This is a genomic window from Enterobacter cloacae complex sp.6700776 (assembly GCF_048284255.1).
Taxonomy (GTDB): domain Bacteria; phylum Pseudomonadota; class Gammaproteobacteria; order Enterobacterales; family Enterobacteriaceae; genus Enterobacter; species Enterobacter intestinihominis.
The window spans coordinates 1-266 of the sequence record NZ_JBLVYK010000305.1; the positions used below are offsets into that span (position 1 = coordinate 1).

General features: G+C 52.3%; 2 pseudogenes. Both read right to left on the reverse strand.

The features are described from left to right. Positions 1–98 (reverse strand): annotated as a pseudogene (folX, locus tag ACNQ0T_RS24370) (dihydroneopterin triphosphate 2'-epimerase); the annotation flags it as partial. Between the two features lie 65 nt (positions 99–163). Continuing rightward, positions 164–266: pseudogene (locus ACNQ0T_RS24375) on the reverse strand (thiol:disulfide oxidoreductase); the annotation flags it as partial.

Genomic DNA, 266 nt, shown 5'->3' on the forward strand with positions numbered 1-266 from the left:
ACCCCGTCCTGGCGGTTGGCAATCTCTTCCTCTTTAATATCAATAAAAGTCCGCAGGCGCAGGTCCTTAATACGAATAATGGCGTCTGGTTGAGACATTGCAGGCTTCCTCCGTGGTGTAAGTCCTGCAATCATACAACAAAGCGCGACGGGCGAGCAGGGGGTTAATAAAGCTGAATTTTTAACATCGCTTCCGCCGTTGCCGGCCGCTGCTTAATGCGCTCATACCAGTTGTGCACCGCCGGATAGTTCGCCAGATCGATACGC